The following is a 26787-nucleotide window of genomic DNA, read 5'->3' on the forward strand; positions in this document are numbered from 1 at the left end:
GGGCCGACGCGGGCGTGGAGGCCGGGTCGGGGGCCGGGGGTGACTCCGGGGATGTCCCGCGCGTCTCCGGGGCCGCCGGGGACGGGACGGTGGCCGCGCGGCCGTCCACGGTGTCGGTGGGGGCGGTGGCCTGCTGTGCGGTGTCCCCGAAGGGCATCAGGGAGACGGTGAGCGCCGGCAGGGACACCAGGACCGCCGCGGCGAACAGGCCCGCGCGCATCAGGCGGGCCCGGCGGGTGCGGCCCGGCGCGGCGGCGGCGCCGTCCTCGTCGGCCGGGCCGGGGCGTCCGGCGGCGAGCCGCGCCTCGGCTGCGCGGCGGCGGCGTTCGAGGTAGGCGTGCCCGCCCCAGCCGAGCACGCCGGAGGCGAGGGCGGCCGGCAGTCCGGTGCCGTGCGGGCGCAGACAGGCGGCGGCCTCGGCGCAGTCGGGGCAGGTGGTCAGGTGCTGGGAGAGGTCGTCGGGGACGTCGGCGGCGGGCGACCTGGTGACCGCGTCGAGGAGGCGGGCGTAGGCGCGGCACTGGTCGGACGGCGGTGCGTCGACGTGGCCGCGGCGGCAGCGGTCCCGGAACAGCTCGCGCACCTGGGCGAGTTCGTCGGAGACGGTGGCCGGGTCGAGGCCGAGCCGGCGGGCCACCACGGTCGTCGGCAGGGCCTCCACGTCGGCCAGCCACAGCAGTTCGGCGTCCGCGGCCTGCATGTCCCTGAGGCCGCGCAGCGCGAGCGGGCGGCCGGGCGGGGGGCCGGCGTGGCGCGCGGCCCGGTCGGAGTGCAGCCAACGCCGCAGGTCACCGTCGAGTTCGTGGCCCTGCCCGGCCTCCTCCCAGGCCGCCGCGGTGGTACGGACCGCGGTCAGCAGCAGCGGGAGGCGGGGCAGCCGGGACGGATGGCGGGCGCTGCCGCGGGCCGCGGCCGTCGCCTCTGCGGCGCGGACTTCGCGCCGGCCGTGCTCGAAGGCCTCGGTGGCCAGCCGGACGGCCGCCTCCGAACCCGCCGTGCACAGGTCGGCGTAGGAGAGCACCGTGTCCCAGCTCTCGGCGAGCAGCACCGCTTCCGCGGCGTCCTTGGGGCTCGGCGCGTCGGGCATCGGACTCCTGCATCCACTGCTGCATCCACTGCGTCCACGGGCGAGGCCAACTCACCACAGGGATCGACGGAGTTGGGCAGGGCCGGCCTCACGGCAAGCGCGTAGCCTGACACGTTCCCGGCCCGGCTGACAAGCGTCGTACGCCTGTTGTCCGCCAGCCTCGCGCGGGCGTGCGCCCTCCCCCCTCCGGCGCCTCAGGCCTCCACCGGCGCGTCCGCCGGCAGGCTGTCCATGAAGGAGCTGACCGAGAAGACCGCGTTGCCGGCGCCGGGCGGGCCGTAGCCGGGGGGCGAGGAGAGGCCGAAGTCCTCCATGGTCTGGCGGTAGGCCTGGAGCAGGCGGATGTGGTACTCCAGCGGCGCGCCGTCGGGGTTGGTCTTGCCCAGCGGGGTCGTCGGCTCCGGGCACCAGGTGGTGAAGCGGGGCGTGATGCCGTGGGACATGAAGAAGCGCAGGCCCTCGGTGGTGGAGTCGATGGCCTCGTCGACGGTCTTGAAGCCGAAGGGCTCGGCCATCTCCACGCCCGCGACGAAGTTGGGGATGACGTTGCGCGCGCCGAAGACCTCCGTCGAGTCCAGGATGCGCCGGTGCCACTCGTCGCGGCCGACGTAGCGCTCCTTGCCGGGGCAGTACATCTTGAACAGGTACTCGTCCCACACCTCGAAGTTGGGGTGGTAGATCTGCACGCCGTAGTCCTTGAACCGCTGGACGTCGGGCTTCGGCAGCGCCTGGGCGACGACCTTGCCGATCCAGCGGCCCGGGAAGTACTCCTCGATGGCCTTGGCGTACCGCCCGTAGAAGTCGGCCTCGTCGAGACCCTGGACCTTCGACGTGATCGCGCCGCCGGTGAGCGTGTACGCGGTCGAGATCTTGGCGGTGTCGTACTTGTCGATGATCTCCAGCGCCTCGAGGACCTCGTCGACGTCCTTCACGCCCGTGTACGGCCGCCCCGCCGCCTTGTGCTGGCGCCAGTTGTGGTTGATGTCGCAGTACTGGCACTCCTCCTTGGCGCCGAAGTACTGGCAGACGCGGAACGCGGTCAGGTAGATCAGGTAGCCCCACTGGATGGTCGGGGCGACCTCCATGACCGACTTCCCGTTGGAGAGCTTGTGCCGGTAGTACTCCGGCATCGGCGGTACGCCGACGTCGGCGATCCGCTTCCCGTCCAGGTAGAGGCCGAGGACGCCGTCGTCGTTCGCGGCGACCCGGTAGGGCGAGGACGGGTTCACGCGGACCGAGACGACGGTGCGCCGCAGGTCGTAGGGGCCGCCGGTGAGGATGATCTCCTCGGGCGGCCGGCGCAGCGCGGCCTCGCCCAGTTCGGGGAGGGTGCCGTGGTCGAAGGAGAAGATGAAGTACGACTTCGGCTTGACCTCGCCGCCCTCGTTGTCACTCAGCGCCGAGGCGTCGAAGGCGACGCCGCCGCGCAGGAGGTCCTCCTTGAAGACGGCCTCGCGCGGCACGTGCGGGAACCGCTCCATCAGATCCTCGACCAGCGCGGTACGGCTGTCCATCCCGTGATCTCCTCCCAGCTCCGGCGTTCCACTTCTCACGGTATGCCCCCGCGGGAGCGGCTTCCCGCGCGGGGCCCCCGCCAGGCGCGCCGGGTAGGTTTCCGCGGTATGAGCGAGATCACGGTGACCAACTGGGCCGGCAACATCACGTACGCCGCCAAGGAGCTGCTCCGCCCGCGTTCCCCGGACGCCCTGCGGGCCCTGGTGGCCGACGGCGACCGGGTGCGGGTGCTGGGCAGCGGGCACTCCTTCAACGAGATCGCCGAGCCGGGCCCCGGGGGTGTCCTGCTGTCGCTGGCGGACCTGCCGTCCGAGGTGGACGTCGACACCGCGGCCCGTACGGTGCGGGTCGGCGGCGGTGTCCGGTACGCGGAGCTGGCCCGGCGGGTGCACGCGCGGGGCCTCGCGCTGCCGAACATGGCGTCGCTGCCGCACATCTCGGTCGCCGGTTCGGTGGCGACCGGCACGCACGGCTCGGGTGTGGGCAACGGTCCGCTGGCGTCGGCGGTGCGCGAGGTGGAGCTGGTCACGGCGGACGGCTCGACGGTGGTGATCGCCCGCGGCGACGAGCGGTTCGGCGGTGCGGTGACCTCCCTCGGCGCGCTGGGCGTGGTGACGTCGCTCACTCTCGACCTGGAGCCGGCCTACGAGGTCGAGCAGCACGTCTTCACCGAACTGCCGCTCGCCGGTCTCGACACGGTGACGTTCGCGGCCGTGACGGCGGCGGCGTACAGCGTCAGCCTGTTCACCGACTGGCGGGCGCCCGGCTTCCGGCAGGTGTGGCTCAAGCGGCGCACCGACCAGCCGCTGCCCGACTTCCCGTACGCGGCGCCGGCCGCCGAGAAGATGCACCCGGTGCCGGGCATGCCCGCGGTCAACTGCACGGAGCAGTTCGGCGTGCCGGGGCCCTGGCACGAACGGCTGCCGCACTTCCGTGCCGAGTTCGTGCCGAGCAGCGGTGCCGAGCTGCAGTCGGAGTACCTGATGCCCCGCGAGCACGCCCTGGACGCCCTGCACGCGATGGACGCGATACGTGAGGTCCTCGCTCCGGTGCTCCAGACCTGCGAGATCCGCACGGTCGCCGCCGACGAGCAGTGGCTGAGCCCCGCCCACGGCCGGGACACCGTGGCGGCCCACTTCACCTGGGTCGAGGACACGGCCGCGGTGGTGCCGGTGGTACGGCGGCTGGAGGAGGCGCTCGCGCCGTTCGCGGCCCGCCCCCACTGGGGGAAGGTGTTCACCACCCCGGCCCGGGAACTGGGCGCGCTCTACCCGCGGCTGGCGGACTTCCGGTCGCTGGCCGCGGCGCTCGACCCGGCGGGCAAGTTCACCAACGCGTTCGTGCGGGAGGTGCTGGGCGAGGAGTGACGGACGGTTCGTCCCGGCAGAAGCCAGCCCTCGAAGGACCCGCGGGCGGAGGTGGTCCGGGGCCGTCGCGCTCTCTGCCCCAGCCTGAAAACCCAGGACCTCTAGGCGGTAGCTGCACAGCCTCCGGGCAGCGGCAGGAAGGTGGCCCGTGCCCCGAGTGGGTCTCACGACCGGCCGCGTCGTCGCGGCCGCCGCCGACCTCGCCGACAGGCCGGGGTCGAGAGCGTGACCGTCTCCGCGCCGGCCCGGCACCAGGTCAGGTCAGCGCCGCGACCTCCCCGTACGTGGGCGCCGTACCGCCCGGAGTGCGGCCCGACCGGATGTCGGCCACCGTCTCCAGGGCGGCGCCCAGTGCCCTGCGGTAGAGCAGCGAGCCCAGGCTGACCCGGCGCACGCCCAGGTCGGCGAGGTGGGCGAGGGCGGGGCCCCCGGGTGAGTACAGGACGTTGAGGGGCACGTCGAAACGGGCGGCCAGGTAACCGATGCGGGCGGGGTCGGTGAGTCCGGGGACGAAGAGGCCGTCGGCGCCGGCCTCGCGGTAGGCCTCCAGGCGCCGCATCGTCTCCGCGGTGTCGCCGTCGCCCGACCAGTACGTGTCGGTGCGGGCGTTGACGAACAGACCCGGGGCGGCCGAACGGACCGCGGCGATCTTCGCGGCGTGCCGGTCGGCGGGTCCCGTCCCGTCCTCGAGGTTGATCCCGACCGCCCCCACCGCCGCCAGTTCCCGGGCGAACTCCCCCACCTCGTCGGGGTCGTCGCTGAAACCGCCCTCCGCGTCGACGGAGAGCAGGAAGGGGGCCGAGCCGAGGGTGAGGGCCAGGCGGAGGGTCTCGTCGCGGGTCGCCGAGGCCCCGTCGGGCAGCCCGGCCGCCGCGGCGACGCCCAGGCTGGTGGTGCCGACGGCGCCGAAGCCCTGGCCCGCCAGGGCCGACGCGGAGGCGTGGTCCCAGGCGCACGGCAGGAGCAGGGGCAGGCCGGCACGGTGCAGGTCGGCGAAGGCGGTCACGACAGGTCACCGACCGCGTCGGCGTAGTACGCGGACTCGGTCACGTGCAGGGCGAGTTCACGGAAGGTCCAGCCGTCACCGGGCGAGTGGTCGAGCTGTTCGCCGGTGAGCGCGGCGAGGCGGTCGGCCCAGATGCGGGCGAGCCGGGTGAGGCGGCTGCGGGCCTCGTCGAGGTCCTCGGCGGTGAAGGGGGCGCGGTCGGCCGCGGTGGTGGTCGCGGAGGCGTGCCAGTGGTCGGGCTGCGTCTCCCGGCCGGCCAACCGGGCCTCCAGCTCGGCGAGATGGTCCACCATGTGGTCGGCGACGCGCCGGACCGCCTTGTGCGGGGTGTACACGCGGTCGTCGACGTGGACGGGCCGCCCGTCCCAGCGGGTCCAGGTGGCGGCAAGGCGCAGGACGTGCTCGACCATGCCGGTGACGGCGTCGCCGGGCCCCACCGCGACGCCGGAGGACACGGAGACGGAAGGCGCGGCGCCGGGGGACGCGGGGAGGGAGGACGCGGGAACCCCGGACCCCGGGGCGGTTTTCGTACCGTTGCTCATGTCCCGAACGCTAGGCGCCGGTTCCTTCGGCGACGGCCGAAGTGTCCCCGGCGGATGCGGATGCGGGGCCCCGATGCCCACCTCCCCACCACGGCCGCCGCAGGAGGTGCGGGTGGCCGAGCCGTACTCGGCTCGTGCTCGTGCTCGCGCGCTCGTGCCCGTGATGTCGCGCTCGCGGTCGCGCGACGCGTCAGGTCACCAGTCCGTGGCGGTAGGCGTAGACGACCGCCTGGACGCGGTCGCGCAGGTCGAGCTTGGTCAGGATGCGGGAGACGAAGGTCTTGACCGTCTCCGGGCTGATCACCAGCTCCGCGGCGATCTCACCGTTGGACAGGCCCTCCGCGATCAGGCGCAGCACCTCCGTCTCGCGGGGCGTCAGCGGGATCTCCCGCGCCGCGCCCTCGGCGGGCCGGATCCGGGCGGCGTACCGGCCGACGAGGCGGCGCGTCACGTCGGGGTCGAGCAGGGCCTGGCCCATGGCCACGGTGCGGATGCCGTGCAGCAGCCGGTCCGGCGGCGCGTCCTTGAGCAGGAACCCGCTCGCGCCCGCGCGCAGCGCCTCGTACACGTACTCGTCGAGGTTGAACGTCGTCACCACGAGCACCTTGACGGGGTGCTCCACACCCTCCCCGGCCAGCAGCCGGGTGGCCGCGATGCCGTCGAGCACGGGCATGCGTACGTCCATCACCACGACGTCGGGCTTCACCTCGCCGGCCAGGTCCACCGCGGCCTGCCCGTCCCCGCACTGGCCCGCCACCTCCAGGTCGGGCTGGGCGTCGACGATCGTGGCGAGACCGGCGCGGATCATCACCTGGTCGTCGACGATCAGGACCCGGACCGGCGCACTCATGAGACGTTCCCCCCGGGTATCCGCGCCCGGACGACGAAGCCGCCCCCGTCCCGGCGGCCCGCGCTGAACTGGCCGCCCAGCACGTCGACCCGTTCCTTCAGCCCCGCCAGTCCCCGCCCGCTGCCGCCGGGGGACGACGCCCCCGTGCCCGAGCCGTCCGTGCCGACTTCCACCGTGATCTCCCTTTCGCCGTGGTGCACCAGGACCGAGGTCTTGCCGCCGTGGTCGTACTTGAGCGCGTTGGTCAGGGCCTCCTGCACCACGCGGTAGGCCACGAGGTCGGAGCTGCCGGTCGACGCCGCCGGGGTGCCCTCCTCGGTGAACTCCACCGGCTGCCCGGCCCGGCGGGTCTGTTCGACGAGCGTGAGCACCCGGCCGACGGGTGGCGTCCTGGGCTCGGCGGTGCCGTGGTCCGGGTTGAGCAGGTCGAGCAGGTGCCGCAGGTCGGTGATGGCGCGGCGGCCGGTGTCGCTGACGCCCGCCAGTGTCTCGTCGAGCCGTTCGGGCGCCGCGGTCAGATAGCGTGCGGCCTCGGACTGCACGACCATCGCCGTCACGTGGTGGGTCACCACGTCGTGCAACTCGCGGGCGATGCGGGAGCGTTCGGCGTTGCGGGCGTCCTCGGCGACCCGGCGCCGGCGGTCGGCCTCCGCGGCGCGGGCGGAGCGCATCCAGTGACCGATGCCCCACACCAGGGCCAGCGTCAGGTAGAACGCGGCGAACTCGACGGGCGCCTCGCCGGGACCGCGCCGGTACATCTCGGCCGACAGGGCCACGAACGCCACCGAGCCGCCGATCATGGTGGCGCGCCGGTGATGCTCCAGGTGCATGCCGGCGCTCAGCAGGGCGATGGGCAGCATGGTGCCGGCGAACAGGTGGTAGCCGCGGAGCTGGTCGAGGGCGAAGCCGGACGACACCAGTACGAGGCAGAGCAGCGGCCACCGGCGGCGCAGCGCGATCGGGAGGCACTGGAGGACGGCGGCGACGCCGGCCAGCGCGTCGGCGGGCCGGGTCGGCAGGCCGCCGAACTCCGTTCCGTGGCCCTGCAACGAGGGCAGCAGCGACGCGACGAGGAACGCCACCCCGAGCGGGAGGTCCCGGACCGTGACGTCGAGCCGGCGCCACAGTCCGACGTCGAGCCGGCGCCACAGCTCCAGGGCCCGTCGGCTGTCGATCATCGGGGAAGTGTAGCGGTCGCCTCGGCGGCCCGGGCCGCCCGCCGGGCGCCGAACGGCACGATGTTGCCGCGCCGGTGGGCCAGCCACAGGAACACCAGCGTCAGCAGCACCCCGAAGCCCACCGAGTACACGCTGCCCTCCGGCCCGAAGTCGCCGCCGGTGAGCAGTTCGGGACCGGACATCGTGGCGTCGAGCAGGCCCTTGTTGTCGCCGTTGCCGGAGACGACGGTGCTGAAGACACCGGCGGCGGCGAAGTTCCAGCCGAAGTGCACGCCGATCGTCAGCCACAGGCTGCGGGTGGCGGCGTAGGCGGCGGCGAGCATGAACCCGGCCTCGACGGCGATGGCGACGGCGCCCCACACGGTCGCGTCCTCGTTCAGCAGGTGCGAGGCGCCGAACACGACGCCGGTCAGCAGCAGCGCGGTGTACGTGCCGATGTGCTCCTCGATGATCCGGAAGAGGACGCCGCGGTAGACGACTTCCTCGGTCGCGGCGGCACCGGCCATGAAGCCGACGAGCCCGATCGCGTTCTGCACCGAGCCCAGGCCGTCGACCTCGTAGTGCCCGGAGGTGAAGAGGTTCACCATGACGGCCGTGAACATTCCGGCGCCGATCAGCATCCCCCAGCCGGTCTTGGCCACGGCGCCCGTCGGGGCCACGTCCAGGGCCTGCCGCCGTTCGGTCCGCCGTACCACCCAGGCGTACACGAACACGATCAGCGCGGCCGAGGTGAGACCGACGACCAGGGTGAGCCAGTCGTTGTCCTGCACCGCCTGGATGGCGGCACCGCCTGCGGCGTAGGCGGCCAGGACGGCCAGGAACTGCCACACGAATCTCACGGGGAACTCCTCTGTCGGGCCCGGGACTCGAGTGCCGCGGGCTGCAACGGACGCTACGGATCCGGCGGCCGGAGATCGTCACCTCACGGTGGACACCTGGCCGTAGCTCGCACGGGGGACAAGGCCCCGTAGCCGGGCACGCAGGCCGTAGCCTGCGGTCATGACCAGCGACTTCGCCGATGCCCTCGCCTCCGGGCCGCTCGTGCTGGACGGCGGCATGTCCAACCAGCTGGAGTCGGCCGGGCACGACCTGGGGGACGAGCTGTGGTCGGCGCGGCTGCTCGCCGAGGACCCGGAGGCGGTCACGGCGGCGCATCTCGCCTACTTCGAGGCGGGCGCGGAGGTGGCGATCACCGCGAGCTACCAGGCCACCTTCGAGGGCTTCGCCCGGCGCGGCGTCGGGCGGGCCCGGACCGCCGAACTCCTCGCGCTCAGTGTGGAGTCGGCCCGCGAGGCGGCCCGCCGGGCGCGGGCGCACCGTCCGGACCGCGCCCTGTGGGTGGCGGCGTCGGCGGGCCCGTACGGGGCGATGCTCGCGGACGGCTCGGAGTACCGGGGACGCTACGGGCTCGACGCGGGTGAGCTGGAGCGTTTCCACCGGCCTCGCCTGGAGGTGCTGGCCGCCGCGCGTCCCGACGTCCTCGCGCTGGAGACGGTCCCGGACACCGAGGAGGCGGTGGCGCTGCTGCGGGCGGTGCGCGGACTGGGCGTGCCCGCCTGGCTGTCGTACACCGTCGCGGGCGGGAGCACCCGCGCCGGGCAGCCGCTCGCGGAGGCCTTCGCCCTGGCCGCCGACGTGGACGAGGTGGTCGCGGTCGGCGTCAACTGCTGTGCCCCCGCCGACGTTTCCGGGGCGGTCGAGACGGCCGCGCGGGTCACCGGCAAGCCCGTCGTGGCCTATCCCAACAGCGGGGAGGCGTGGAACGCGCGGGAGCGCGCCTGGCAGGGGCGTTCGGCGTTCCCGACCGGGCGGGTACGGGAGTGGCGGGAGCGCGGGGCCCGGCTGATCGGCGGTTGCTGCCGGGTGGGCCCCGGGACGATCACGTCGATTGCGGAGGCCTTGGCGCGGGAATGACCGCTGGGGCATGTGCCAAGATGGCAGTGAACAGGCGTTCGGGGGAGACGCGTCCAGCGGGGGACTGCATGGGGTACGGGGATCGGGCGGGGCACGCGGAACGGACGGGCCACGGGGATCGGCCGGGGCACGGGGAACAAACGAACCGCGGTGAACCGACGGGGCGTCGGCCGGTGCCGGGAGCGGTGCTCGCGGCCGGTGCGGTGGGGCTGCTGGCGGTCGCCGCGCTCGCGCTGCGCCCCGCGGAGGTGCTGCTGCACTCGGGCCAGGGGCCGCTCGGCCACTGGGGCGTCGTGGCGATCGCATCGGCCGTCGCCTGGACGCTCGGCGCCATGCTGGTCGTCCAGGGCCTGAGACCCCGCTTCGGCGCCGACCGCATGTCGCTGCCGCCGGTCGAGGAGCGACTGCGTGAGACGGCCGGGCCGCTGCTGCTGGCCACGGCGGGCGCGATCGGGGTCCTGACGGTGGTGCTGCACCGGTTCAACCGCGACAGCACCACCTCCGTCCCGGCGCCCGACGTTTCGACGGTGGTGCCCAGCCCCTCGGACTCCTCCGTGCCCGTGCCGCCGCCGGAATCGGACGGTGCGGGCTCGTCGTTCCCGTTGTACGTCGTGGTCGCTCTGCTGGCCGCGGCCGTCGTCGTGCTCGTCCTGGTGGCCGTCGTACGGCGGCTGCGGCGGATCGGGCTGCGGGTGCCGCGGCTTCCCGGCCCGGCCGGCACGGTGCCGGAGGACGAGGACGCGCGCCTGCTCCTGTCCGCCGTGCGCTCGGGCCGCCGCGCCCTCGCCGACACCGGCGCCGACGCCCGTGCCGCCGTCATCGCCTGCTACGCCGCGATGGAGGACGCCCTCGTCGCGTCCGGCGTACCCCGGCACGCCTCCGACAGCCCCGCCGACCTGCTCACCCGCACCGCCGAGGCGGGCCTCGCGCCGGGGCCGGCGGCGCCGCGCCTTGCCGCGCTGTTCCGTGAGGCCCGCTATTCCTCGCACCCGATGGACGGCTCGCACCGGGAGGCCGCCGCGGACGCCCTGGAGGAGATCGCCTCGCTGTTGCAGGACGACCGGGCACCGGTGACGGACCAGGAGCGGGACCAGGAGCGGGAGGCCGGACGGTGACCGGTGTGGCGGAAGGGACGAAGGCGACCGGGGGACGCGGAGGCATGCTCACCCTGCTGTGGCTCGGCCTGCTGGGCGGCGCGGTCGCCGCCTCCGGTGTGCTGCTCGTCCTCCTCTTCGACGGCGCGGAGGCGGCCGGCGCCCTCGTGGCCCTGCTCGTCGCCGTGGCCCTGCTCGTCGCCCGGTACGCCGCCGGGGCGGGCGCCCTCGACTCCGGACACCGGCACGAGGTGTGGCTGCTGCGCACGCGGGTGCCGGGCATGGGCGAGTGGCGCCGGAACATACGGACCGCCACGGGATCGGACGGCGCCCTCTACTACCGCGCGGTGCTCCGCCCCGAACTGCGCCGCCTGTACGCCGCCGCACTCGCCGAGCACCACCATGTCTCGCTCGACCAGCAGCCCGAGCGGGCGGCCGAGCTGATCGGCCCGGACCTGTGGCCGTGGCTCGGTTTCGGCACACCGCGGACCGGACCGGACGGCGAGGTCCCCGTCGAGGAGCTGCGCCGCCTCGTCGACCGCCTCGAAACGCTCAACGCACCCCGCAGCCCTCGTACCGGCAACCCCCGTACCGGCATCCCCGGTACCGGCAACTCCCGTACTGGCGACCCTCGTACTGGTAAGGACGAAGCGACGTGACGACTGACCCCACGCCCCGGCCGCACACCGCCGAACAGGTCGGCGAGCAGGCCGGTGCCGTACTGCGCGAGATCGGCCGTGCCGTGGTCGGCAAGCCCGACGCCCTCGAACTGGTGATGCTGGGCGTGCTGGCCGGCGGGCACGTGCTGGTCGAGGACCTGCCGGGCCTCGGCAAGACGCTGCTCGCCCGGTCCTTCGCCACCACGCTCGGACTGGACTTCCGCCGGATCCAGTTCACGCCGGACCTGCTGCCGTCGGACGTCACCGGAACGCCGCTGTACGACCAGCGCAGCGGCGAGATGGTGTTCCACCCAGGCCCGGTCTTCACGCACCTCCTGCTCGCCGACGAGATCAACCGGACGCCGCCCAAGACGCAGGCCGCGCTCCTCGAGGCGATGGCCGAGTCGCAGGTGACCGTGGACGGCGAGACCCGGCCGCTGGCCGACCCGTTCCTGGTGATCGCGACCGCCAACCCGGTGGAGTACGAGGGTACGTACTCGCTGCCCGAGGCCCAGCTCGACCGGTTCCAGCTGCGGGTGCGGATGGGGTATCTGAGCGCGCCGGAGGAGCTGGCGATGCTGCGGGCTCGGGTCGACCGGGCGGCGCCCGAGACCGTGCTCGAACGGCTGGCGGGGCCGGAGGACGTCGTGGCGTGGCGGGCCGTCGTGGAGCGCGTGGAGATCGACGACGACCTGCTGGAGTACGCCGTCGCCCTGGTCGGCGCCACCCGCGAGCACCCGCAGATCAGCATCGGCGCCTCGCCGCGCGGCGGACTCGCCCTGGTCCAGCTCGCGCGCGCCCGCGCCGTGCTGGACGGCCGCGACTACGTCGTCCCGGAGGACGTCAAGAGCCTCGCCGTGCCCGCACTGGCCCACCGGGTGTCGCTGCGGCCGGAGTTGTGGGTGCGGGAGATGTCGACGGACGACGTGCTGCACGAGATAGTCGGCGGTGTCGGCACGCCGACGACGCGGCGCACGGCCGCCGTACCGTCGTGACCGCTCCCGTTCCCGGACCGCCCGCACCCGGGACGCCCGTACCCGGGGCGACCCCGGCACCCGCGTCCGCAGCCGGATCGGCACCCGCACCGGTGTCGCCGTCGGCCGCGGTGGTCCGTGCCCTGGAGGGGCGCACCTCCCCCGTCCAGCCACCCGCCCCGCCGCCCGGCGGCCCGCGCCCGGGCGAGCGGACGCTGCGGCTGCTGACCGTCGCCGCGATCGCGCTGTCCGCCGCGCTGGTGACCGGCCACGCGTGGCTGTTCGCACTCGCGGCGGCGCCGCTGGTGCTGCTCGCGCTCGCGCTGCCGCGCGCGTACGCCCGCCGCGTCGAGACGTCGACGACCGTCGAACCGGGGCGCTGCTTCGAGGGCGACACCGTCACCCTGCGCATCGCGGTGGCCCACGACGGGGACGCCGTCCGCCTCGACCCCGGCGTCACGCTCGGCCCCGGCCTGCGGCTCGACGAGGTCGTCGTCGGCTCCGCCTCGGTGACGCTGCGGCACACCGCGCTGCACTGGGGGCGCTGGTCGCTGGGCCCGGTGGACCTCGACGTGTACGACGCCGGGGGCACCGTGCGCCGCACCGTACGGGTCGAGGCGGCCGAGGTGTCGGTGTTCCCGCGCGCGACGCAGGCCCGCTTCACCCCCATCCCGGCACGGCTGCCGCAGCGGCTCGGCGAGCACGCGTCGCCGCAGGCCGGCGAGGGGGTCGAGGTCATCGGCGTGGGGCCCTGGGTGCCCGGGGAGCGGCAGCGGCGCATCCACTGGCCGTCGACGACGCGGCGCGGGAGCGTGCAGCTGCACCGGTTCGCGGCCGAACGGGCCGCGGACACGGTGATGCTGATCGACGCGTTCGGCGACGTGGTCGACCCGGTGACCGGGGTGTCGTCCCTGGACGAGACGGTGCGGGCCGCCGCCGGGCTCGCCCGCGCCTATCTGCGCACCCATGACCGGGTGGGTGTCGTCTCGACCGGGGGCACCACCCGCTGGCTGGCACCGGGCACGGGGGACGCGGCGTTCTACCGCATCGTCGAGAGCGTCCTCGACGTCCGCAAGGACCGGCGCTTCGACGCGCCCGGTCTTGAGCGGGTGCCGCCGCCGGCGCTGCCGGAGGGGGCGCTCGTGTACGTCTTCACGCCGTTGAGCGACGCCCGGGTCCTGAACGTGCTGCGGGACCTCCAGTCGCGGGGCCGCCGCCCGGTCGTCGTGGAGATTCCCAGCGGCGACCCAAAGGTGGAACCGGGCGACGAGGCGGGCGAGTTGGGGCTGCGGCTGTGGCGTGCGGAGCGGGACGCGATGCGCTTCGCCCTGCGGGACAGCGGAGTGCCGGTGGTCGGGCACGTCGTGGGCGAGTCACTGGATCTGGCGCTGGCACCGCTGCTGTCGGGACGGGTCGGCGGGAGGGGGCGCGCGGGATGACGACGGCGCTGGACAGACGGGTCGGGCTGCGGGAGTACCTGGGCTACTGGGTCGGCACCCTGCCGGTGCGGGTGATCGCGGTGGCCGCGGTCGTGATGGCGTGGCGGCCGTGGACGGCGGTGGGTACGGCGGGGGACGCGGTGGTGCCCGCCTGCGTGGTCGCGTTCGCGGTGTGGGCGGCGCCCGCGCCGGACCGGCGGCCCTCGCTGCGGTCCGCCCGGTGGTCGTACCGGCTCCAGCACCACCGGACGACCGTGCTGGCGGGGAGCATCGTGGTGGTCGCGGCCTTCGGGGAGCCGGCCTGGTGGGAGGGCGCCTCGGTGGTGGTGCTGCTGGTCGCCTACCTGATGACGAGTGAGACCTGGCCGTGGCGCCGTGGGCGCGGGACGGCCCGTGTGTGGACGGAGGCGGCGGCGGCCTGCGCCGGGTCCGGTGTGGTGGCGGCCGCCGCCGCGGCACCGGTGACCGGCACCGGCTCGGGCCTCGGGCGGGTGGTCGCCGCCGGCGCGGTGGCGGCCCTCGCGGTGGCCGGTGGCCTGGTGCTGCGCGCCCGGTGGCGGGGCGTCAGGTAGGCCGGCCGACCCGGCGCCGAAGCCCCGGGGCCGCTCCCGCCGGTACGAAAGGGCAGTGGAACGTGCCCTCGAAAGCACCGGAAAAGCGGCTTACCAGCCGGGCCTGACGTGTTTTCGCATTTCAGACCCGCCCGGAACGGGCCGCAACCAGGCACCGTGAGTACGCGTCTTCAAGGAACACAGCGGGAGTTCTGTCACCAGGCGTTCATAAAGCGTCGCAGGACGTTCACAACCGTGCAATGTCCATCCAGGTCAAGGACATCTCGGCTGGTAGCGTGCCCGCTGTTGTACCCCCACAGAACCAAGTAATCGATCCTTGGATTCCACTTTATGACTGGTATGCCAGACGAAACCCCCACGAACACGTTCACCCCGGGCGGACGCCGTCGGCACCGCAAGGCAAGAGTGAGCCGCATCGGCGGGCGACGGGCTCTCGTGCTCGCCATGGCCGTGCCCGTGGCCTCCGCCACGCTGGCCGGCACCTCGGCGTTCGCCGCCGACAACAGCAACACCCAGGCCCAGGGCATCTCGGTCGACGACCTCGCCGCCGACGACGCCCAGCTGGTCAAGAACCTCGAAGAGCGCATCGCCGACGAGCGCCTGGGCAACGACGTCAGCGGCGTGGTGCTCGACGCCGACTCGGACACGGCCCTCTGGGACCACAACGGCGCCACCGCGATGATGCCGGCCTCCAACGCCAAGCTCGCCACGGCGACCACCGCCCTGACGCTGCTGGGCGCGAACCACGAGTTCACCACCAAGGCCGTGTACGGCGAGGGCACCCTCACCCTCGTCGGCGGCGGCGACCGCACCCTCACGAGCGACGACCTCGCCGAGATGGCCAAGACCGCCGCCGACGGACTCAAGGCCGCGGGCCGGTCCGACGTCCAGGTCCGCATCGACGACAGCCTGTTCGCCGACCCGAGCCTCGCCCAGGGCTGGAACGAGGGCTACTACCCGACCGAGATCACGCCGGTCCGTTCGCTCGTCGTGGACGGCGCCGCCGTCGACGACACGTCGATCGACGCCGGCAAGGTCTTCGCCGAGAAGCTCGCCGAGCAGGGCATCACCGTCGACGGCGAGGTCAGCCGCGCGACGACGAAGGACTCCGACGTACCGGTGGCGCAGCACAAGTCGGCGCCGCTGTCGGAGATCGTCAAGACGATGCTCAAGACGAGCGACAACAACATCGCCGAGACCCTGCTGCGGATGTCCGCCGTGGAGCTCGGCAAGCCGGGCACCTTCGAGAGCGGCACCGCCCTCGTCCGCCAGGTGCTCAGCTCGTACGGCATCTCGCTCGACAACTTCGAGATGCACGACGGCAGTGGTCTCTCCCGTGACGACCGCATACCGGCCGCCACGCTCGCGCAGCTCCTCGACTCGATCACCGAGTCCCCCGCCCTCAGCTCGATCCTGGAGGGCCTGCCGGTCGCCGGTGAGGCCGGGGCCAGCCTCGGCCCGGAGTGGGGACGCTTCGACGACCCGAACTCCGAGTGCGCCGTCGGCAAGGTGCAGGCCAAGACCGGCACCCTCACCGGTGCCATCGCCCTCAGCGGTGTCACGCAGACCGAGGACGGCGACTGGCGGATCTTCTCCTTCATCGAGAACAACTCGACGGCCGACCCGACCGACATCAAGGACGCCATGGACGGCCTCGCCGCGACCGTGAACGGCTGCTGGGCCTGACCGGCCACCGCACCTGACACACAGCTGCGTCACCACGCGTCCGCGCGTGAACCCCTCGACGCCTCCCGCTCGTTCACACTCCGACGGCATTCCGCAACACGACTGCTCGAGGAGATTCGGTGAAGGAACCTGCGGACTCGGTGGAATCGACGGAGCAGCTCGCGACGGTCTGGCGGGCCGTGGTCCTCGACCGCGACCCCGGGGCAGACGTACGTGATCTCCCGGGCATCGCCGTCCGGTGGGCCGACTGCCGGTTCCCCTTCTGGAACTGCGTCACCCTGACCGAAGTGAAGCCCGACGCGGCACTCGCGGCACGGCGCCTGGCCGAGGCCGCGGACATCATGCGCACCAAGCGGCAGCCCGGCTTCCTCTGGCTCTTCGAGGACCTCCTGGACGACGCGGCTCCGGCGAGCCTGGACGACGCCGCCGAACGAACCGGACTCCGGCTCGCGTTCACCGGGACCGGCATGGCGGGCGACCTCCTCCCCGTCCCCGACCCGGTCCACCCCGACCTGACGTTCGAGCGCGTCCGCTGCGACGCCCAGCTCATCTCCTACGCCGACCTCAACTCCCGCGCCTACGGCTTCGACCTGGACGCGGGCCGCGACGGACTCGTCGGCTCGGCGCTCTTCAAGCACGAGGCACACGCCTACCTCGGCCTGCGCGACGGGGTCCCGGTGACCTGCGCCACCGCGGTACCGGCCGAGGGCCGCCTCTTCGTCGCCCTCGTCGCCACCGCACCCGAGTGGCAGCGCCGGGGCTACGGCGAGGCGGTCACCCGCAAGGCGCTGCACGAGGGAGCGCGCGCCACGGGCCTGACCCGCGCCACCCTCCACGCGACGCAGGCCGGCGCACCCGTCTACCCCCGCATCGGCTTCCGCCCGAACTCCCCGATCCGCTTCTACGGCCTACGGGACTGACGCCGCCTCAGTCGGCCGACGCGGCGCACTCGAACCACACGACCTTGCCGGGCGCCCGTTCCGTCACTCCCCACTTGTCCGCCAGCTCCGACACCAGCAGCAGCCCGCGCCCGCCCTCGTCCGACCCGTCGGGATCCAGGGGTACGGCCGGTACGCCGCCCCCGCTGTCGTGGACCTCGACCCGGACACCGTCACCGCAGGGCAGCAGCCGCAGCAGGAAGCCCCGGCCGGGCGGTACGCCGTGCACCAGGGCGTTGGTCGCCAGTTCGCTGACGCACAGCACCACGTCGTCCGCGCGCCCGCGCACACGCCAGTCGGCGAGCACGTCCCGCGTGAACGCCCGCGCGGCGGGAACGGACCGGCGCTCACGGCGGTAGAAGCGCTCACGTGGGGACGAGGGTGAAGTTTCCTTGTTCACGTGACGACAGTCACACTCCGTGGTCATGATGGAACAGGGCGCACGGCCGTACAGCCGGTCGGTACGGGTGCGCGATGGTGAACGTACGCGCACGGGTGGGGAGTTCGACCTCATGGGCACGACGACACGGAGGAACGCCTCCGCGATGAAGATGGTGGGCGCGCTGCTCGCCCTCTACCGACAGGCCGCGGGACACACGCAGCGGTCGCTGGGCGAGCAGTTCGTCATCGGCGAGCAGCAGATCGCATCGATCGAACAGGGCCGACGCCCACTGAAGCCGGATCTCGCCGAGCAACTCGACGAACTCCTCGGGACGAAGGGGGCGTTGTCGGTCGCGCTGAGCAGGATGCCGGAGGTGGATCTGGTCCCGTTGTGGGCGGAGGAGTATCTGGATCGGGAGCGGGAATCAGTCGCGATTTCGTGGTACGAGGGCCTGGCTGTCCCTGGCTTGCTTCAGACCGAGGGATACGCGCGGGCGGTCTTCCGCAGCCGCGTCCCTGTGTATGACGAGGACACGATCGAGCAGCTGGTGGCGGCTCGGATGGAGCGGCAGGAGATTCTCCACCGCAAGGTTCCTCCCACGATGAGCTTTGTGATCTGGGAGGCCGCACTGCGTGACCAATTGGGCGGCCAGAACGTGTACGGCGAGCAGGTGGAGAGGCTGCGCGAGTACGCCGACGTGCCCGGGGTCACCTTGCAGATCCTGCCCCTCGGGCGCACCACTCATGCTGGGCTTGATGGGCCATTCATCCTGCTTGAGACCCCCGATTACCAGCGGCTCGCCTACATGGAAACCCAACGTGGCAGCCAACTGCTCGGCGACCCCGACGGGGTGGGAATCCTGACCCAGAAGTATGCGATGCTGCGGACGCAAGCCCTCAACACCGAGGACTCGAGGGCCATGTTGGACCGTCTTCTGGGAGAGCAATGAGTGGTACCGCACTTGAATGGTTCAAGTCCAGCTACAGCGGCAGCGAGGGCGGCGCCTGCATAGAGGTGGCCACCGAACCCAATGCCATCCACATCCGTGATTCCAAGAGCACCGACCCGGCCGCACCCCACGTCACCGTCGCACCAGCCGCCTGGGCCGCGTTCCTCGCGGCGCGGTGACGTCGGCCTTCCACAGGTCGTACTCGGCGTCCAGCGGGCCGTGAGCCGTGTGCGGGGCGCCGTCGCCGAAGACGTGCACGGGGTGCGTGGCGTCCCACGCGGGCCAGCCCGGGTCGCCGGTCTCGGCGAACCGCACCCACGCCCCGTGCATCGCGTCGGCGAGTTCCTGCGGCGCCCCCTCCCCCGCGAGTCTGCGCGCGTCGGGGCCGTCGCCGGAGTCGAAGACGAAGCCCAGCTCCAGGGCGTGGCAGGCGCCGAGGCCGGGCAGGTTGGACGGCCAGGCGAACTCGTACAGGTACGAGGAGCCGGTGGGCCGGGCGTCGGCCGTGCGGTGCATCGGGATGCGCAGCAGGTGGTCGGTGACCAGCTGGCCCACGGTCTCCGCGGCCCCGGCGCCGGGGCGCAGCGCGCGGTAGCCGCGGACCACCTCGTTGCCGCAGTGGCAGCGGGCGCGGGCCCCCGCGAGGGCGACGGCGCCGAGCCGGTCGACGCGTTCGAGGAGGCCGCCGGGGACGAGCCAGAGCCGGTACTCGTCCCGGGTCCAGCCCATCATGAGGTCGACGCCGGGTGCCGTACCGCCATCGAGGAGCGCCTCCAGCGGGTCACGGGGCAGCACGTCGCCGTCGACGACGATGCCGAACCCGGGTCCGCCGAGTACGGGGCTGCTGAACCGCCCCACCTCGGCCTGCGCCCGTAGCAGCTGGTCGCGGTCGGCGGCGGCGAAGGCCTCGGCGGTGGCCGGGATCTTCAGGCGGGAGGCCATGCGGCGGACCATGCGCCGTACCTTGTCGCGGTCGGAGGCCTCCGGGGCGCCGCTCTGGAGCACGGCCCGCCGGAACAGGCCCTGGGCCCGCGGAGAGGCGAGGAGGGCGCCGGTGCTGATGGCACCGGCGGACTGACCGGCGACGGTGACGCGGCCGGGGTCGCCGCCGAAGGCCGCGATCGAGTCCCGCACCCATTCGAGCGCGGCGATCTGGTCGCGCAGGCCGGCGTTGGCGGGGGCATCCGGGAACAGGCCGTAGCCCTCCACACCCAGTCGGTAGTTGATCGAGACGCAGACCACTCCGTCGCGGGCGAAGGTGCGGCCGTCGTAGACCGGTACGGCGGAGGACCCCCTGGTCAGGGCGCCGCCGTGGAGCCAGACCAGGACCGGCAGGCGGGCGCCGGGACCGGGCTCGGGGGTCCAGACGTTGAGGTTGAGGCAGTCGTCGCCGGGGATCGCCGGGTCGGAGAGGTAGCGGGCGAAGGCCTCGGAGTACGGCGGTTTTGGCGCGGTGGGCCCGAAGGAGCCGGCGTCGCGGACGCCTTCCCAGGGCTCGGGCGGCACGGGCGGGCGGAAGCGGCGCGGGCCGAAGGGGGGCGCCGCATAGGGGATCCCCCGGAACACGGCGACGCCGTGCTCGTACCTGCCGCGCACGGCTCCGTGGGGGGTGCTCACCACGGGGTTCGTCTGGCCCGACATCCCGCCTCACCAGCCCTTCACCACACAGCTGCACTGCTCATGTCACAGCGTCCCGGCGTACGGATCTATTCCGGTCCGCCCTTGTCGCCCCGGCTGAGGGACAATGGAGCGCAGGGGCAGGCCCGGACCGTGCCACCGAGGAGGCTGACGTGACCGACGCACCCGTGAGGATCGCCGAGGCCGACGAGCGGCACGCGGTCCTGGCCTTCACCGGGGACCTGGACGCCCCCGCGCTGCGCGTTCTGGAGGAGCTGCTCCTCGAACCGCGGCTGCGGAAGACGGGGGCCTGGACCCTGGAGATGAGCGGCCTGGAGCACATCGACCTGTCGTGCGCCTACGCGCTGCTGCGGACGGTGACCCGGACCCCGGAGCCCGTGCAGCTCACGGTCCGGGGCGCGCGCCCGGCCGTCCACCGCACACTGCGGCAGGCCGGGCTGGACACCGTGGCGGGGTTCACGAAGTAGCGGCGGCGCCCTTGGCCAGCTGGACGGCGGAGAGCAGGCTGAGGCCGGGGGCGGACTCGCGCAGGATCTTGATGGCCTGTACAGAGTCGGCGGGGCCCTCGTGGCCCGCGGCGGCGAGGCGTTCGTGGACCCAGCGGGAGCGCAGTTCCTCGTCGGAGACCGCGGCGGCCTGCTCGACCAGGGCGGCGGCGCGCTCCAGTCCGGGCCGTTCCTCGGGCGTCGCCCCGGCGAGGGCCTGGCGGATGCCGTGGGCGATGACGTCGGCGTCGCGCAGGACGAGGACGTTGAGTTCCAGTGGTTTGCTCCGTCCGAACATGCGGCCATCGTCGACGCCCCGCCGGTCCCGATCAAGGGGCTTGAGCTGCTTCTGAGCCTTCCCGGCCCGGGAACGACCCACTGCTCCGAACGGAACTGCCCGGTCTAGGAGTCCGCCGGCCTGTCGTGACCGCGGCCGTGGCCGTCGTCGTCGTGGCTGCGCGCGTGGCTGTGGTTCGCGGGCGGCGGCGTGGGCTTCGGGTGGGTCCGCAGGCGGGCCGTGACGTCCTCGGGCGGCAGGAAGCGGGACCAGCGTTCCGGGAACTCGGACGGCATGTCCGGGTCGCTGTCGCCGTTGGCGGCGGAGCGGGCGACGTACTCGGCGACCTGGGCCTGGCGCTGCCGCTCGTTGGCCTCGCGGGCGGCGGCGGTGGCGGCGGCCGGCCAGACCCGGTCGATGGCCGCGTTGACCGCGGCGCCGACGAGCACCGCGAACGCGGACACGCCGATCCACAGCAGTACGGCGACGGGCGCCGCGAGTGAGCCGTAGATGGTGGGGCCCTCGACGGTGTTGGTGAGGTAGATGCGCAGCAGCGCACTGCCGATCACCCACATGGCGAGGGCGACCAGCGCGCCGGGGACGTCCTCGATCCACGGGGAGCGCACCGGCACGGAGACGTGGTAGAGCGTGGTCAGGAAGGCCACGGACAGGATGATCACGACCGGCCAGTACAGGACCTGCACGACCGTCGTCGACCACGGCACGACCCGCACCACGGCGTCCGGTCCGGCGACCATCAGCGGCAGCGCGACCGCCCCGAGCAGCAGCGCCACGATGAACAGCAGGAAGGCCATCAGCCGCGTCTTGACGATCCCCCGGACGCCGTCGAGACCGTACATCACGGTGATGGTGTCGATGAAGACGTTCACCGCGCGGGAGCCCGACCAGACGGCGAACAGGAAGCCGATGGAGATGACGTCGGGCCGGCCGCCCTTGGTCACGTCGTCCAGGATCGGCTCGGTGATCTGCTTGACGCCCTTCTCGGAGAGCACCGCGCGGGAGGCGTCCAGGATGTTCTTGCGCAGGCTCTCGGTGGTGTCGGCGCCGATCCAGGAGTCGACGTAGCCGAGCAGTCCGAGCAGGCTCAGCAGCAGCGGCGGCACCGAGAGCAGCGTGAAGAACGCGGCCTCGGCGGCCAGACCGAGGATGCGGTACTCCATGCACGAGTTGACCGTGTCCTTGAGCAACAGCCAGGCGGTCCTGCGTTTGGAGACATTCCGGTACAGAACCCGGGCACGGTGGAGCCGGCCGGACGGCAGTTCGGGGGATTCACTTGCTGGCTGCACGTGCTAAAGGTATCCGCCGTGGCGGGCGGCGCTCATCCGCGGATGCCCTCCGGCCGGTCCCGGTCCCCGGCCGTCGGTTCCGCGGGGTAGGTTCACGGTCATGGCAGGCAGTACCCACACCGTGACGAATCAGGCGCCCCCGCTGACCGGCTACGACGCCTTCGCCGCCGACCGCGCCCTGACGGACGCCGTCGAGCGGCATCTGGCGCCCGGGCCGCGCGAGGAGGCGCTGGCGGAGCTGTCGGGCCTCGGCCGCAGCTGCGGATCGCCGCAGGCCCAGGAGTGGGGCACGCAGGCCGACGCGAACCCGCCGGTCCTGCGCACCCACGACCGGTACGGGCACCGCGTCGACGAGGTCGACTTCCACCCCGCCTGGCACCGGCTCCTCGGCAAGGGCGTCGCGGCGGGTCTGACCGACGCCTGGTCCCGGCCGGGCGGCCATGTGCGGCGCGCGGCCGGGTTCGTCCTGTGGACGCAGGTCGAGGCGGGCAACTGCTGCCCGCTGTCGATGACCCACGCCGCGGTCCCGGCCCTGCGCACGGACCCGGACCTGGCGGCGGAGTGGGAGCCGCGGCTGACCTCCCGGGTCTACGACCGCGGACTGCGCCCCGCCGCGCAGAAGGCGGGCGTGCTGTTCGGGATGGGCATGACGGAGAAGCAGGGCGGCAGCGACGTACGGGCCAACACCACGTCGGCGCGGCCACTGGCCGAGGAGGGCACGTACGAGCTGCGGGGGCACAAGTGGTTCTGCTCGGCGCCGATGTCGGACGGCTTCCTGGTGCTGGCGCAGGCACCCGGCGGGCCGACCTGCTTCCTGGTGCCGCGCGTCCTGGCGGACGGCACCCGCAACGTGTTCCTCGTCCAGCGGCTCAAGGACAAACTGGGCAACCGGTCCAACGCCTCGGCGGAGGTGGAGTTCGCCGGGACCTGGGCGCGCCGGGTCGGCGAGGAGGGGCGCGGGGTGCCCACCGTCATCGGGATGGTGGCGGCGACCCGCCTCGACTGCGTGCTGGGTTCGGCGGGTCTGATGCGGCAGGCGGTGGCGCAGGCGGTGCACCACTGCGCGCACCGGGAGGCGTTCGGCGCGAAACTGGCCGACAAGCCGCTGATGCGCAACGTCCTCGCCGACCTCGCGGTCGAGTCGGAGGCGGCGACGACGCTCGGAATGCGGCTGGCGGCGGCCTACGACGCCGCCGGGAGCGGTGACGAACGGGAGCGGGCGCTGCTGCGCCTCGCGGTGCCCGCGGCCAAGTACTGGGTGACCAAGCGGTGCACGCCCGTTGTCGTGGAGGCGGCCGAGTGCCTGGGCGGCAACGGGTACGTCGAGGAGTCCGGCCTGCCCCGGCTGGTGCGCGAGTCGCCGCTGAACTCGGTCTGGGAGGGCGCCGGGAACGTACAGGCGCTGGACGTGCTGCGGGCGCTGGGGCGGGAGCCGGCGGCGCTGGACGCCTATCTGACGGAGGTGGGTGCGGCGCGCGGCGCCGATCACCGGCTGGACGCGGCGATCCGGGGCCTGTTGACAGAGCTCGCCGACCTGGGGGCCGCCGAGGGGCGGGCGCGGCTGCTGGCGGAACGGCTGGCGCTGGTGCTGCAGGGCGCGCTGCTCGTGCGGTACGCGCCGCCGGAGGTCGCCGACGCGTTCTGCGCCTCACGGCTGGGCGGCGACGGGGGTGCGGCCTTCGGAACGCTGCCGCCGACGCTGGACCTGGCGTCGGTCGTGGAGCGGGCCCGGCCGGAGGCCTGATCCGGCCGCACGGCGCGGGGGCGGTACTGCCGCGCGGCGCGGGGATGGTGCTGCCGCGCGGCGCGGGGGTGGTGCTGCGCCGACACGGCACCACCCCCGCCACACGGGCCTGTTCAGGCCGCGTACGCCGCTCGTGGCGGCGTGGTCCAAGTTTGGACATCCGCACCGCCCTCCACCAGGGTTGCAAGGGGTTGCAACTTGCGGTCGGCTGTGCGCGGACTGTGCCCACCGGGCGTGGGCAACCGGTCACTGTCAGACGAACACTCGGCTTCCGGGAGGACGAGGACCTGTGGCGCTCTCGCCTATGGACATGACGCAGTTCGCCGCCGCCGACACGGCGCGTGCGGCACGGATGCTCAGTGCGGTCCGCTCGGCGAGACTGTCGGGCGGGCGGGCCCCGATGGCGCCGCGTCCTGTGATCGAGCAGTCCTGGGCGCGGATGCTGCGCAGCGGCGTCGACCCGGAGCACGACTTCCGCTCCCGGCTGCTGCCCCCGGACGAGGTCCGGCGCCGGCGGGAGGCCTCGGCGCTGCGGCACGTCCTGCCGGTGCTGCGGGAGGCGCTGCTGTCGGTGGCGGACGTCGCCCAGCACATCATGGTGGTCGCCGACGAGGACGGCCGGGTGCTGTGGCGGGAGGGCAGCGCCCGGGTACTGCGCCGGGCCGACGGGCTCGGGCTCGAACTCGGCGCGGACTGGCAGGAGGAGGTGGTGGGCACCAACGGCCTGGGGACACCGGCGGTGACCCGGCGTCCCGTACAGGTCTTCGCCTCCGAACACTTCGTGCGGTCCCAGACGACCTGGACCTGTGCCGGCGCGCCGATCACCGACCCGCGCAACGGCCGGCTGCTCGGTGTGGTCGACGTGAGCGGGCCGCTGGAGTCGATGCATCCGGCGACGCTGGCCTGGGTCGACTCGGTGGCCAAGCTGGCCGAGGCCCGGCTGCGGGAGTTGCACACGCAGTCGCTCGAACGGTTGCGGACGGTGGCCTCGCCGGTGCTGGCCCGGCTGGACGGGCGGGCGCTGGTGGCCGACCGGGACGGCTGGACGGCGGCGGTGACGGGGATGCAGTACCTGGAGCGGGTGGTGCTGCCCAAGCCGCCGGTGACGGGCACGCGTTGGCTGCCGGGGCTCGGGGCGTGCACCGTGGAGCCGCTGGGCGAGGGCTGGTTGGTGCGGGCAGCCGGCGGAGAAGCGGTGCCGCAGGGCGCGACCCGGATCGTGCTCGACCTCGGGCAGCCGCGCCGCTGGTCGGTGCGGGTGATGAGCGGCGTGGAGGAGTGGGCGCGGGAACTGAGTCCCCGGCACGCCGAGTTGCTGTACCTGCTGGCGGTGCGCCGCGGTGGGAGCAGCGCGGCGGCGCTGGCCGAGGACATGTTCGGCGACCCGGCCCGCAGGGTGACGGTCCGCGCCGAGATGTCGCGGGTGCGCAGATATCTCGGGGCCCATCTCGAACACCGGCCGTATCGTTTCTGCGAGGACGCCGAGGTCGAGGTCCTGCTGCCGCCCGACCCCCGCGACCTGCTGCCCCACTCGACCGCGCCGGCGGTGGTGGAGAAACGGGCGGCGGCGTCGGTACCGTGACGGCGGCGGCGCCCGTCCCCCCGCGACCCACCGCGACGCGACGGCGGGCGCGCCCCCCCCGAATGGCTGTAAAGACCCGTTGATTTCGCATATTTGCATCGTCTGCGACCACAGACCCCACCTACTGCCGTAGCATCCTCGGCAGGACCGCCCCATCCGCTCCTCGGTCAACGTGGCCACCGTCGAGCACACTTGGTGTCGAGCACACTTGGTCCGGTGTCCGTGGAGGTTGTTCCATGAAGCATCGCGGCAGACACCGTCGGCGCAGGCGAGGTCGGGCCCTGCGCGCGGCCCTGACCGGGGCCGCCCTCGCCCTCACCGGCGCGGCCACCCTGATCACCACCTCCCAGGCCACGGTCGCCGACGACCCCGGCACCCTCAAGCCCCTCACCTCTGCCGCCGAGACCGACGCACTGCGGCTGACCGAGCACCGCGTTCCGGAGCCCTGGCTCGACCGGCTCTCCGCCTCGATGGGCGAACCCGTGGGCGTCGACGCCGTACTCGACTCCGCCGACCGCACCCTGCGCGAGGCCGCCGACTGCACGGCCGGGGAGCGGGAGGCGCTGCCCGTCTCCCCCGCCGCGACCCGCGCCTACTGCTGGGACGACGCCGACACCGAGGGCTGGCGCCCCGGTGCGGTCACCACCTCGGGGGAGGCCGACGAGGACGGTCTCTGGGGCACCCACCGCGTGATCCTCTCCGCCTGGACCCGTGACGACGGCACACCCGGGGGCGGACTCGCCCGGGTCTCCTTCGTCGACGCCGACGACCCCGACCACCTCGGCTACACCTCGGCGCTGCTCGCCGTCCCGGTGGACGGCGGCCACGACTACCGCGGCCTGGCCTCGCCCGTCACCGGCATGGTCTGGTACCAGGACAAGCTGCTGGTCACCACCGCCGCCGGAGACCGCGACGCGCTGTACGTGTACGACATCGAGCGGATCCAGCGCGCCACCACCGCGGCCAACGCCGTCGGTCGCGTGCCCGGCGGCTGGGCGGCGAACGGCCACCGGTACGTACTGCCCGCCGTCGCCTCGTACCGGCTCCCCGACACCGACGACGCGGCCCGCCCCGGCGCGCTCTCCCTGGACCGCGGCACCGCGCCCGACAGCGTGGTGGCGAGCGAGCGGGTGACCGCGGACGCCGACCGTCCCACCCGGCTCTGGCGCTACGCCCTGGGCACGAGCACGGACCCCGAGCGCACCGGGCTCCCGGTCACGGACGCCGCGGGACGGGTGAACGCGGCGGAGGCGTACGAGACCGGGGCCGCCGAGGTCGGGGGCGTACTGTCGGTCCGTCAGCCCGGCACGGCGCACTCCGAGTGGTACCTGGGGCGCGCGGCCGGCGGCCAGGACGGGCGCGGGACCCTGTGGCGCCAGGACACCGAGGGCGCCCGGGCCGCGGAGTGCGGGGCCGACCGCTCGCAGCAGTGCTGGAGCGGATCAGCGGGCTCCCTGTCGTACTCGGAACGGACCGGCGAGGTCTGGTCCCAGTCGGGAAGCATGCTCTTCGCCCTGCCGCTGTCGTCGATCACGAACGCCCTCGACTAGCACCGAACGCGAACAGGATCCCGACCAGGACCGGGACCGGGACCGGGTCTGG

Annotated in this window: 26 protein-coding genes; 15 read left to right on the forward strand and 11 right to left on the reverse strand. The window is 73.6% G+C overall.

Going from position 1 to position 26787, the window contains the following annotated elements:
• The coding region (locus HZS56_RS15210; RefSeq protein ID WP_253914290.1) for a cellulose-binding protein at positions 1–1087 on the reverse strand (1087 nt) is incomplete at its 3' end.
• A 194-nt stretch (positions 1088–1281) separates the two neighbouring features.
• Positions 1282–2601, reverse strand: coding sequence for a radical SAM protein (locus HZS56_RS15215; protein WP_216721205.1), 1320 nt, complete (start codon positions 2599–2601; stop codon positions 1282–1284).
• A 108-nt stretch (positions 2602–2709) separates the two neighbouring features.
• On the opposite strand from HZS56_RS15215, the gene HZS56_RS15220 reads away from it, so the two are divergent.
• Positions 2710–3969, forward strand: a complete 1260-nt coding sequence (locus tag HZS56_RS15220; protein WP_216721206.1) for an FAD-binding protein — start codon at positions 2710–2712, stop codon at positions 3967–3969.
• Between the two features lie 256 nt (positions 3970–4225).
• Here HZS56_RS15220 and HZS56_RS15225 read toward each other — a convergent pair whose 3' ends face one another.
• The 5 genes from HZS56_RS15225 to HZS56_RS15245 form a co-directional block, all read right to left on the reverse strand.
• Complete coding sequence (locus tag HZS56_RS15225) at positions 4226–4975, reverse strand: isocitrate lyase/PEP mutase family protein (RefSeq protein ID WP_216721207.1); 750 nt, start codon at positions 4973–4975, stop codon at positions 4226–4228.
• Positions 4972–5385, reverse strand: coding sequence for a hypothetical protein (locus HZS56_RS15230; RefSeq protein WP_253914297.1), 414 nt, complete (start codon positions 5383–5385; stop codon positions 4972–4974). Before HZS56_RS15230 ends, HZS56_RS15225 begins: the two co-directional genes overlap by 4 nt.
• Before the next feature lie 322 nt (positions 5386–5707).
• Positions 5708–6367, reverse strand: coding sequence for a response regulator (locus HZS56_RS15235; protein WP_216721208.1), 660 nt, complete (start codon positions 6365–6367; stop codon positions 5708–5710).
• Positions 6364–7545: a sensor histidine kinase gene (locus tag HZS56_RS15240; RefSeq protein WP_216721209.1), complete on the reverse strand. Its 1182-nt coding sequence runs from the start codon at positions 7543–7545 to the stop codon at positions 6364–6366. The genes HZS56_RS15235 and HZS56_RS15240 overlap by 4 nt, the downstream gene beginning before the upstream one ends.
• Entirely contained in the window at positions 7542–8384 is an 843-nt protein-coding gene (locus tag HZS56_RS15245) for a CPBP family intramembrane glutamic endopeptidase (RefSeq protein ID WP_216721210.1), read from the reverse strand. The genes HZS56_RS15240 and HZS56_RS15245 overlap by 4 nt, the downstream gene beginning before the upstream one ends.
• A gap of 160 nt (positions 8385–8544) precedes the next feature.
• On the opposite strand from HZS56_RS15245, the gene mmuM reads away from it, so the two are divergent.
• The 8 genes from mmuM to HZS56_RS15285 all read left to right on the forward strand — a co-directional run bounded on the left by mmuM (position 8545) and on the right by HZS56_RS15285 (position 16803).
• Positions 8545–9459 (forward strand): homocysteine S-methyltransferase, encoded by a 915-nt coding sequence (gene mmuM, locus HZS56_RS15250; RefSeq protein WP_216721211.1) that lies wholly within the window; start codon positions 8545–8547, stop codon positions 9457–9459.
• Positions 9460–9632: 173 nt separating this feature from the next.
• Positions 9633–10574, forward strand: a complete 942-nt coding sequence (locus HZS56_RS15255) for a DUF4129 domain-containing protein (RefSeq protein WP_308408081.1) — start codon at positions 9633–9635, stop codon at positions 10572–10574.
• Between the two features lie 44 nt (positions 10575–10618).
• Positions 10619–11212 (forward strand): hypothetical protein, encoded by a 594-nt coding sequence (locus HZS56_RS15260; RefSeq protein ID WP_253914291.1) that lies wholly within the window; start codon positions 10619–10621, stop codon positions 11210–11212.
• Positions 11209–12207 (forward strand): AAA family ATPase, encoded by a 999-nt coding sequence (locus tag HZS56_RS15265; RefSeq protein ID WP_216721212.1) that lies wholly within the window; start codon positions 11209–11211, stop codon positions 12205–12207. Before HZS56_RS15260 ends, HZS56_RS15265 begins: the two co-directional genes overlap by 4 nt.
• A gap of 92 nt (positions 12208–12299) precedes the next feature.
• On the forward strand, positions 12300–13625 hold the full coding sequence (locus HZS56_RS15270) for a DUF58 domain-containing protein (RefSeq protein WP_216721260.1): 1326 nt from the start codon (positions 12300–12302) through the stop codon (positions 13623–13625).
• Positions 13622–14197 (forward strand): hypothetical protein, encoded by a 576-nt coding sequence (locus tag HZS56_RS38730; RefSeq protein ID WP_216721213.1) that lies wholly within the window; start codon positions 13622–13624, stop codon positions 14195–14197. The genes HZS56_RS15270 and HZS56_RS38730 overlap by 4 nt, the downstream gene beginning before the upstream one ends.
• A 330-nt stretch (positions 14198–14527) precedes the next feature.
• On the forward strand, positions 14528–15883 hold the full coding sequence (gene dacB, locus HZS56_RS15280) for a D-alanyl-D-alanine carboxypeptidase/D-alanyl-D-alanine endopeptidase (protein ID WP_216721214.1): 1356 nt from the start codon (positions 14528–14530) through the stop codon (positions 15881–15883).
• Between the two features lie 119 nt (positions 15884–16002).
• Positions 16003–16803 carry a GNAT family N-acetyltransferase gene (locus tag HZS56_RS15285; protein WP_216721215.1) on the forward strand — a complete coding sequence of 267 codons (801 nt, stop codon included), beginning with the start codon at positions 16003–16005 and terminating at the stop codon, positions 16801–16803.
• 7 nt (positions 16804–16810) lie between these two features.
• Here the strand turns inward: HZS56_RS15285 and HZS56_RS15290 are convergent, their stop codons facing one another.
• The gene (locus HZS56_RS15290) at positions 16811–17248 is read right to left on the reverse strand and encodes an ATP-binding protein (RefSeq protein WP_216721216.1); all 438 of its coding nucleotides are present in this window, start codon (positions 17246–17248) and stop codon (positions 16811–16813) included.
• A 1-nt stretch (position 17249) separates the two neighbouring features.
• On the opposite strand from HZS56_RS15290, the gene HZS56_RS15295 reads away from it, so the two are divergent.
• Complete coding sequence (locus tag HZS56_RS15295) at positions 17250–18152, forward strand: helix-turn-helix domain-containing protein (protein ID WP_216721261.1); 903 nt, start codon at positions 17250–17252, stop codon at positions 18150–18152.
• Positions 18149–18331, forward strand: a complete 183-nt coding sequence (locus tag HZS56_RS15300) for a DUF397 domain-containing protein (protein ID WP_216721217.1) — start codon at positions 18149–18151, stop codon at positions 18329–18331. The genes HZS56_RS15295 and HZS56_RS15300 overlap by 4 nt, the downstream gene beginning before the upstream one ends.
• On the opposite strand, the gene HZS56_RS15305 is transcribed toward HZS56_RS15300, so the two are convergent.
• Positions 18285–19793 carry a carboxylesterase/lipase family protein gene (locus HZS56_RS15305; protein WP_216721218.1) on the reverse strand — a complete coding sequence of 503 codons (1509 nt, stop codon included), beginning with the start codon at positions 19791–19793 and terminating at the stop codon, positions 18285–18287. The genes HZS56_RS15300 and HZS56_RS15305 overlap by 47 nt on opposite strands.
• Before the next feature lie 149 nt (positions 19794–19942).
• Between HZS56_RS15305 and HZS56_RS15310 the strand changes: the two genes are divergently transcribed.
• The gene (locus tag HZS56_RS15310; RefSeq protein ID WP_216721219.1) at positions 19943–20257 is read left to right on the forward strand and encodes an STAS domain-containing protein; all 315 of its coding nucleotides are present in this window, start codon (positions 19943–19945) and stop codon (positions 20255–20257) included.
• On the opposite strand, the gene HZS56_RS15315 is transcribed toward HZS56_RS15310, so the two are convergent.
• A complete protein-coding gene (locus HZS56_RS15315; RefSeq protein WP_216721220.1) occupies positions 20247–20573 on the reverse strand; it encodes a hypothetical protein in 327 nt (108 codons plus the stop codon). The genes HZS56_RS15310 and HZS56_RS15315 overlap by 11 nt on opposite strands.
• Positions 20574–20677: 104 nt before the next feature.
• Positions 20678–21859: a YihY/virulence factor BrkB family protein gene (locus tag HZS56_RS15320; protein ID WP_216721221.1), complete on the reverse strand. Its 1182-nt coding sequence runs from the start codon at positions 21857–21859 to the stop codon at positions 20678–20680.
• 100 nt (positions 21860–21959) lie between these two features.
• On the opposite strand from HZS56_RS15320, the gene HZS56_RS15325 reads away from it, so the two are divergent.
• The 3 genes from HZS56_RS15325 to HZS56_RS15335 all read left to right on the forward strand — a co-directional run bounded on the left by HZS56_RS15325 (position 21960) and on the right by HZS56_RS15335 (position 26735).
• A complete protein-coding gene (locus HZS56_RS15325) occupies positions 21960–23603 on the forward strand; it encodes an acyl-CoA dehydrogenase family protein (RefSeq protein ID WP_216721222.1) in 1644 nt (547 codons plus the stop codon).
• Positions 23604–23892: 289 nt separating this feature from the next.
• Positions 23893–25185, forward strand: coding sequence for a helix-turn-helix domain-containing protein (locus HZS56_RS15330; RefSeq protein ID WP_216721223.1), 1293 nt, complete (start codon positions 23893–23895; stop codon positions 25183–25185).
• Between the two features lie 236 nt (positions 25186–25421).
• Positions 25422–26735 (forward strand): hypothetical protein, encoded by a 1314-nt coding sequence (locus HZS56_RS15335; RefSeq protein WP_216721224.1) that lies wholly within the window; start codon positions 25422–25424, stop codon positions 26733–26735.
• Positions 26736–26787 lie beyond the last annotated feature (52 nt).

Origin of the sequence: Streptomyces mayonensis, from assembly GCF_018982965.1 — a bacterium.
GTDB lineage: Bacteria > Actinomycetota > Actinomycetes > Streptomycetales > Streptomycetaceae > Streptomyces > Streptomyces mayonensis.